At 73.3% G+C, this 6,547-nt stretch carries 8 protein-coding genes and 2 pseudogenes; 2 read left to right on the top strand and 8 right to left on the bottom strand.

Annotation, left to right across the window (positions count from 1 at the left end; all coding sequences use genetic code 11):
* The 5 genes and pseudogenes from ACFU99_RS28375 to aroH form a co-directional block, all read right to left on the bottom strand.
* Window positions 1-117: pseudogene (locus ACFU99_RS28375) on the bottom strand (aromatic amino acid lyase); the annotation flags it as partial.
* A gap of 24 nt (window positions 118-141) precedes the next feature.
* Window positions 142-819 carry a lysophospholipid acyltransferase family protein gene (locus tag ACFU99_RS28370; RefSeq protein ID WP_384397309.1) on the bottom strand — a complete coding sequence of 226 codons (678 nt, stop codon included), beginning with the start codon at window positions 817-819 and terminating at the stop codon, window positions 142-144.
* On the bottom strand, window positions 780-1,493 hold the full coding sequence (gene cmk, locus ACFU99_RS28365; protein ID WP_384397307.1) for a (d)CMP kinase: 714 nt from the start codon (window positions 1,491-1,493) through the stop codon (window positions 780-782). The genes ACFU99_RS28370 and cmk overlap by 40 nt, the downstream gene beginning before the upstream one ends.
* Before the next feature lie 159 nt (window positions 1,494-1,652).
* The gene (locus ACFU99_RS28360; protein ID WP_384397305.1) at window positions 1,653-2,738 is read right to left on the bottom strand and encodes a prephenate dehydrogenase; all 1,086 of its coding nucleotides are present in this window, start codon (window positions 2,736-2,738) and stop codon (window positions 1,653-1,655) included.
* Window positions 2,735-3,097: a chorismate mutase gene (gene aroH / locus ACFU99_RS28355; protein WP_384397303.1), complete on the bottom strand. Its 363-nt coding sequence runs from the start codon at window positions 3,095-3,097 to the stop codon at window positions 2,735-2,737. Before aroH ends, ACFU99_RS28360 begins: the two co-directional genes overlap by 4 nt.
* A gap of 166 nt (window positions 3,098-3,263) precedes the next feature.
* Here aroH and ACFU99_RS28350 point away from each other — a divergent pair, with 166 nt between their 5' ends.
* Both ACFU99_RS28350 and ACFU99_RS28345 read left to right on the top strand, forming a co-directional pair.
* On the top strand, window positions 3,264-3,626 hold the full coding sequence (locus ACFU99_RS28350; protein WP_384397301.1) for a DUF952 domain-containing protein: 363 nt from the start codon (window positions 3,264-3,266) through the stop codon (window positions 3,624-3,626).
* Between the two features lie 32 nt (window positions 3,627-3,658).
* Window positions 3,659-3,768: pseudogene (locus ACFU99_RS28345) on the top strand (nucleotidyltransferase); the annotation flags it as partial.
* Between the two features lie 99 nt (window positions 3,769-3,867).
* Here ACFU99_RS28345 and ACFU99_RS28340 read toward each other — a convergent pair.
* The 3 genes from ACFU99_RS28340 to ACFU99_RS28330 all read right to left on the bottom strand — a co-directional run.
* Window positions 3,868-4,902 carry a pseudouridine synthase gene (locus ACFU99_RS28340; protein ID WP_384397298.1) on the bottom strand — a complete coding sequence of 345 codons (1,035 nt, stop codon included), beginning with the start codon at window positions 4,900-4,902 and terminating at the stop codon, window positions 3,868-3,870.
* The gene (scpB, locus tag ACFU99_RS28335) at window positions 4,902-5,474 is read right to left on the bottom strand and encodes an SMC-Scp complex subunit ScpB (RefSeq protein WP_384397312.1); all 573 of its coding nucleotides are present in this window, start codon (window positions 5,472-5,474) and stop codon (window positions 4,902-4,904) included. The genes ACFU99_RS28340 and scpB overlap by 1 nt, the downstream gene beginning before the upstream one ends.
* Window positions 5,475-5,629: 155 nt before the next feature.
* Window positions 5,630-6,547, bottom strand: a 918-nt coding sequence (locus ACFU99_RS28330; RefSeq protein WP_384397294.1) for a segregation and condensation protein A, incomplete at its 5' end; no start/stop codon positions are given.

Here is a 6,547-nt window from a genome sequence, read left to right as displayed (position 1 = left end):
CACGATGTTGCGCTGGAGCTGGGTGCGCAGCTCCGGGCCGATGTGCCGGGTGGCGAGGGCACCGAACCCGGTGGAGACCCCGTAGACCGGTTCGGGCTTGGCGGCCAGCGCGTCGACCGCGGCCCACTACTCACGTCTCGTTCAGCGGCCGGTGCGCCGTCTGGCGTCGGCCAGGTGCGCGCCCAGCCGGGCCTGTACGCGCACGGTCGCCGCGTCCAGTGCCGTACGGGTGCGCCTGCCGCTGCCGTCGCCCGCGTCGAAAGGGTCGCCGAAGACGACGTCCACGCGCCTGCGCAGCGGCGGCAGGCCGGGTATCAGGCGGCCCTGCCGCTCCGCGCTGCCGAGCACCGCCACCGGCACGATCGGGGCCCCCGACCGCAGCGCGAAGTAGGCGAGCCCGGCGCGCAGCGACGCGAAGTCGCCCTCGCCGCGGCTGCCCTCCGGGAAGATCCCCAGCACTCCGCCGCCGGAGAGCACGTCGAGCGCGCCGGTGACGGCGGTCCGGTCGGCGCTGCCGCGGTCCACCTTGACCTGCCCGATGGCGCGCAGGAACGGGTCGAGCGGGCCGGTGAACGCCTCCTGCTTGATCAGGAAGTGCACGGGCCGGGGCGCGGTGCCCATGACCATCGGGCCGTCGACGTTGTGGGAGTGGTTGACCGCCATGATCACGGGGCCGGCCGCGGGCACCCGCCAGGAGCCCAGGACGCGCGGCTTCCACAGCCCGTACATCAGGCCGATGCCGATGCGGCGGCCGACGGCGGCGCCGGAGGCGGAGGGTGTCACGCGGCCCGCTTCTCCTCGATGAGGGTGACCACGCACTGGATGACCTGATTGAGCGTCAGCTCGGTGGTGTCCACCTCGACGGCGTCGTCCGCCTTGGCCAGCGGCGAGGTCTTACGGCCCGAGTCGGCGGCGTCCCGCTTGACGAGCGCCGCCTGCGTCGCGGCCAGGTCCGAGCTCTCCTTGCCGGCCAGCTCGCCGCTGCGGCGGGCGGCGCGCGCCTCGGCGGAGGCGGTCAGGAAGATCTTGACGTCGGCGTCGGGCAGCACGGTGGTGCCGATGTCCCGGCCCTCCACCACGATGCCGCGCGGGCCCTCGGCGGCGATGCTCCGCTGGAGCTCGGTGAGGCGGGAGCGCACCTCCGGGACGGCGCTGACGGCGCTGACCGCGGCGGTGACCTCCTTGGTGCGGATCGGACCGGCCGCGTCCTGGCCGTCGACGGTGATCGTCGGCGCGGCCGGGTCGGTGCCGGAGACCAGCGTCGGCTTGCCCGCGGCGTCGGCGACGGCCGCGGCGTCCCGCACGTCGATGCCGTTGTTCAGCATCCACCAGGTGATCGCCCGGTACTGGGCGCCGGTGTCGAGGTAGCGCAGCCCGAGCTCGGCCGCCACGGCCTTCGAGGTGCTGGACTTGCCCGTGCCGGAGGGGCCGTCGATGCCGACAATGACTGCTGCCTGGGCGGTCCGGGCGGCGGTTTCCACGGTGACAGACACCTTCCTTGTGCACGGGGCGGGGTTCGCGGGCCGGTGGCCTGATCGCGGGGGCCCGGAACAACGGGCCTCGACCAAGGTTACTGGCTTGTGCGACCGGCCCGTACGGCAACCGCCGCCGCCATCGCGCGGGGGCGGGGCGCGCCCCGCCCCGTACCGGCGTTATTGCCGCAGCGACCAGCCGCGCTCGCGGAGGGCGGCGGTGAGCGCCGGGGCCGCCTGGGGTTCCACCATCAGCTGGATGAGGCCCGCCTGCTGCCCGTTGGCGTGCTCGATGCGGACGTCCTCGATGTTGACGGCGGCCCGGCCCGCGTCGGCGAAGATACGGGCCAGCTCGCCCGGCTGGTCGCCGATGAGGACCCGGACCGACTCGTAGGCGGTGGGCGCCGCGCCGTGCTTGCCGGGCACCCGGACGCGGCCCGCGTTGCCGCGGCGCAGCACGTCGTCGATGCCCGCGGTGCCCTTGGCCCGCTCCTCCCCGTCGGCGGACTGGAGGGCGCGCAGCGACCGTACGGTCTCGTCCAGGTCGGCGGCGACGGCCGCGAGGACGTCGGCGACCGGGCCGGGGTTGGCGGCGAGGATGTCGATCCACATCCGCGGGTCGGAGGCGGCGATCCGGGTCACGTCGCGGATGCCCTGGCCGCACAGGCGCACGGCGGTGTCGTCGGCGTCCCGCAGCCGGGCCGCGACCATGCTGGAGAGCAGCTGCGGGGTGTGCGAGACGAGGGCGACGGCGCGGTCGTGGGCGTCGGCGTCCATGACGATGGGGACGGCGCGGCACAGCGCGACGAGTTCGAGGGCGAGGTTGAGCACCTCGGTGTCGGTGTCGCGGGTGGGGGTGAGCACCCAGGGGCGGCCCTCGAAGAGGTCGGGGGTGGCGGCGAGCGGCCCGGAGGACTCGCGGCCGGCCATCGGGTGGGTGCCGATGTAGCGGGAGAGGTCGCAGCCGAGCGCCTGGAGGTCGCGGCGCGGGCCGCCCTTGACGCTGGCCACGTCGACGTAGCCGCGGGCCAGGCCGCGCCGCATGGCGTCGGCGAGCGTCGGGGCGGTGTGCGCGGGCGGCACGGCGACGAGGGCGAGATCGACGGCGGACTCGGGCTCCTCGTCGTACCCGGCGCCGAGGGCCGCGGCCGTACGGGCCTGGGCCGGATCGTGGTCGACGAGGTGCACCCGGACGCCGCGGCCCGCGAGCACGAGGGCGGCGGAGGTGCCGATCAGTCCGGTGCCGATGACGAGCGCGGTCCTCACTGGGCGATGTCCTTGCGCAGGGCGCCCGCGGCGCCGAGGTAGACGTGGGCGATCTTCGACCGCTCGGTGTCCGTCTCGACGTGCGCGAGGATGCGCACGACGCGCGGCATGGCCCCGGCGACGTCCAGCTCCTGCGCGCAGATCAGCGGTACGTCCGTGATGCCGATCATCCGGGCGGCGGCGGCCGGGAAGTCGCTGTGCAGGTCGGGGGTGGCGGTGAACCAGACGCTGATCAGGTCGTCGGGGCCGAGGCTGTTGCGCCGCAGGATCTCGGTGAGCAGCTCCGCGACCTGCTCGTGCATGTGCCCGGCCTCGTCCTGCTCCAGCTGGACGGCTCCGCGGACCGCTCGTACCGCCACGTCATCGCTCCCTGTGTCCGCTCAAGTGGCCTCGGTGGCCTTGCTGCGCTTCTCAGCCTAACCAGTGGCCGGGCGGACGCGGTCACGGTGTCCAACCGCGCGGGATTCGCCGCCCGCCGCCCGCGTCTGCCCCGGGGGCGGCCCGGCGTCCGGTAGAACCGTGTGCATGATCTTCCATGTGGTGCCCCTGGACGACTGGCTCACCGCTCCGGACCGCCCTTACGCCCCCGCCTCGCTCTCCGCCGAGGGGTTCGTGCACTGTTCCCCGGACGAGGCCGTCGCGCTCGCCGTGGCCACGGCGTTCTACCGCGAGGCGGTGGGGCCGCTGATGGTGCTGCTGATCGACGAGCACAAGCTGGACGTCATGGTCCGCTGGGAGGACGCGGCGGGCACGCCGCCGCCGGGGGTCTCGCCGGGGACGCTGTTCCCGCACGTCTACGGGCGCGTCAACCGCAACGCGGTGCAGGGGATGATGGAGGTGCGGCGCGACGACACGGGGCGGGCCACGGAGCTGACGGTGTGGTCCTGAGCCGAAATTCAGCGGCCGCCGGGCGGACGCCCCTGACCGAGGAGACCGACGCCGCGGCCGTACGCGCCCCCTTGCCCCCGAACCGGACCGCGCCCGCGTAGAGGACTTCCTGATCCGGGTGCGGCGGGCGTCGGCGGCGTAACGGCGCGGGGTACGTACGGACGTACAGCCCGCACAGCGGCGCGCCCGCCCTCCCGACCGGCGGGGCGGGCGCGCGGAGCGCATCGGCGGGGCGGGAGGCTTACAGGTCGACCTCGCGCATCAGCATGCCGACCTCGGTGTTGGTCATGCGGCGCAGCCAGCCGGACTTCTGGTCGCCGAGGGCGATGGGGCCGAAGTGGGTGCGGACGAGCTTGTCGACCGGGAAGCCGGCCTCGGAGAGCATCCGCCGCACGATGTGCTTGCGGCCCTCGTGGAGGGTGACCTCGACGAGGTAGTTCTTGCCGACGTTGTCGACGATCCGGAAGTGGTCGGCGCGGGCGTAGCCGTCCTCCAGCTCGATGCCGTCCTTGAGCCGCTTGCCGAGGTCGCGCGGGAGCGGGCCCTGGATCGCGGCGAGGTAGGTCTTCTTGACGCCGTACCGGGGGTGGGTGAGGCGGTGGGCCAGCTCGCCGTGGTTGGTGAGCAGGATGATGCCCTCGGTCTCGGTGTCGAGGCGACCGACGTGGAAGAGCCGCGTCTCGCGGTTGGTCACGTAGTCGCCGAGGCACTGCCGGCCGTCCGGGTCCTCCATCGTGGAGACGACCCCGGCGGGCTTGTTGAGCGCGAAGAAGAGGTACGACTGGGTGGCCACGGTCAGGCCGTCGACCTTGATCTCGTCCTTCTGCGGGTCGACGCGCAGCCCCTGCTCCAGGACGATCTCGCCGTTGACCTCGACGCGAGCCTGGTCGATCAGCTCCTCGCAGGCGCGCCGCGAGCCCATGCCGGCCCGCGCGAGGACCTTCTGGAGCCGCTCGCCCTCCTCGGGGGACGTCTTGGGCGTCTTGATCTGAGGCTTGTTGCTGTACCTCTCGCGGTTGCGCTCCTCGATCCTGGCGTCGAGCTCGCGGGAGCGGGCGGGCACCGGCTTGCGCCCCCGGTTTCCGGTCGGCTTGCTGCTCGGCTTGGACCGCCCGACGCCGCCGGGCCGGTTCGCCCCCGACTGGCCGGTGTCGCCGACGTCGTAGCGGCGCTCCTCGGGCCGGGGGGTGCCCGAGCGCTTCTTGTCGTCGCGCCTGCCGCCGCCGCCCGCACCCCGTGGGTTCCGGTTGCCGCTGTTCCTGTCGCTGCTTCGCATCAAGGTTCCGTTGTCGAGTGGGTACTGTCTGCATCGTCCGGTGCATCCGGGTCGAACGACGGAACCCCCTCGCGGGAGTCCGCCTCGACGGCGTCCGCCTCCGGCAGGAACGGGGCGAGCTCAGGCAGCTCGTCCAGGCCGCGCAGACCCATCCGCTCCAAGAAGTAGTTCGTCGTCCTGTACAGGATCGCACCTGTTTCGGGTTCCGTGCCCGCCTCCCGCACCAGACCGCGCTGGAGGAGGGTCCGCATCACGCCGTCGCAGTTCACGCCGCGTACGGCCGAGACACGGGAACGGCTGACCGGCTGACGGTACGCGACCACGGCCAGCGTCTCCAGCGCGGCCTGCGTGAGGCGCGCCTGCTGGCCGTCCAGGACGAAGCTCTCGACGGCGTCCGCGTACTCGGCGCGCGTGTAGAACCGCCAGCCCCCGGCGATGAGCCGCAGGTCGAAGCCGCGCCCCTGGGCCGTGTACGCGGCCGACAGCACGTGCAGCGCGTCCGAGACCTCGCGGCGGGGGCGCTGGAGGACCTTGGCGAGGTGCTCCTCGGTGACGGGCTCGTCCACGACCATGAGCACGGCCTCCAACGCGGGCTCCAGGTCGAGCCGGGCGACGGTGCTCAGGCCGACGGGGTCGCCGTCCTCACCGACCGGAGCGGGCTCGTCGGCCTCTTCCGGGAGCTGGATCTCGTACGTATCCGCCTCCGCCGCCGCCTCATCGCGCGGGTTCACGGTGTCTCCTCCACAGCGCTCGCCTCATCAGCCTCATCGAATTCATCCGCCATTACGACCGGTGTCCCCTCCCCCGCCGCCGCCCCGGTCCACCGCACCGTCAGCGCGCCCAGCGCCTCCTCCTGGTCGAGGGCGACCATCCGCTCGCGGTACAGCTCCAGCAGCGCGAGGAAGCGGGCGACGACGGTGAGCGTGCCGTCGGCGTCCTCGGTGAGCTGTGCGAAGCTCGCCTCGCCCGCCGCCCGCAGCCGGGCGATCACCAGGTCCGCCTGCTCGCGCACGCTGACCAGCGGCGCGTGGATGTGGTCGACGTACACCTCGGGCTTCGCCTTGGGCCGCATCGCCTGCACCGCGAGCCTGGCGAACCCCTCCGCGCCGATGCTGATGACCACTTCGGGCAGCAGCTCCGCGTGGTGCGGCTCCAGCCCGACCGTACGGGGCCAGCGGCGCGCCTCGTCCTGGAGCCGGTCGCTGAAGATGTCCGCGATGCGTTTGTAGGCGCGGTACTGGAGCAGCCGCGCGAACAGCAGGTCCCGCGCCTCCAGCAGGGCGAGGTCCGCCTCGTCCTCGACCTCGGCGGCCGGCAGCAGCCGGGCGGCCTTCAGGTCGAGCAGCGTCGCGGCGACGACCAGGAACTCGGTGGTCTGGTCGAGATCCCAGTCGGCGCCCATGGCCCGGATGTGCGCCATGAACTCGTCGGTGACGCGGGAGAGCGCGACCTCGGTCACGTCCATCTTGTGCTTCGAGATCAGCTGGAGGAGGAGGTCGAAGGGGCCTTCGAAGTTGTCGAGGCGGACGGTGAAGCGCCGGTCGGCTGCGTTCTCAGCGTTCTCAGCGGTTTCGGTGCCCGTGTCCCCCGCCTCAGCCACAGGCTCCGCCCCCGGCCCCCGCCCCAGCGTACGGCGGGGCGGTAC

This window comes from Streptomyces sp. NPDC057654 (genome assembly GCF_042800135.1).
Classification (GTDB): Bacteria; Actinomycetota; Actinomycetes; order Streptomycetales; family Streptomycetaceae; genus Streptomyces.
The sequence above is the reverse complement of the archived record's forward strand: the minus strand, read 5'-3'. Positions and strand labels throughout refer to the sequence as shown.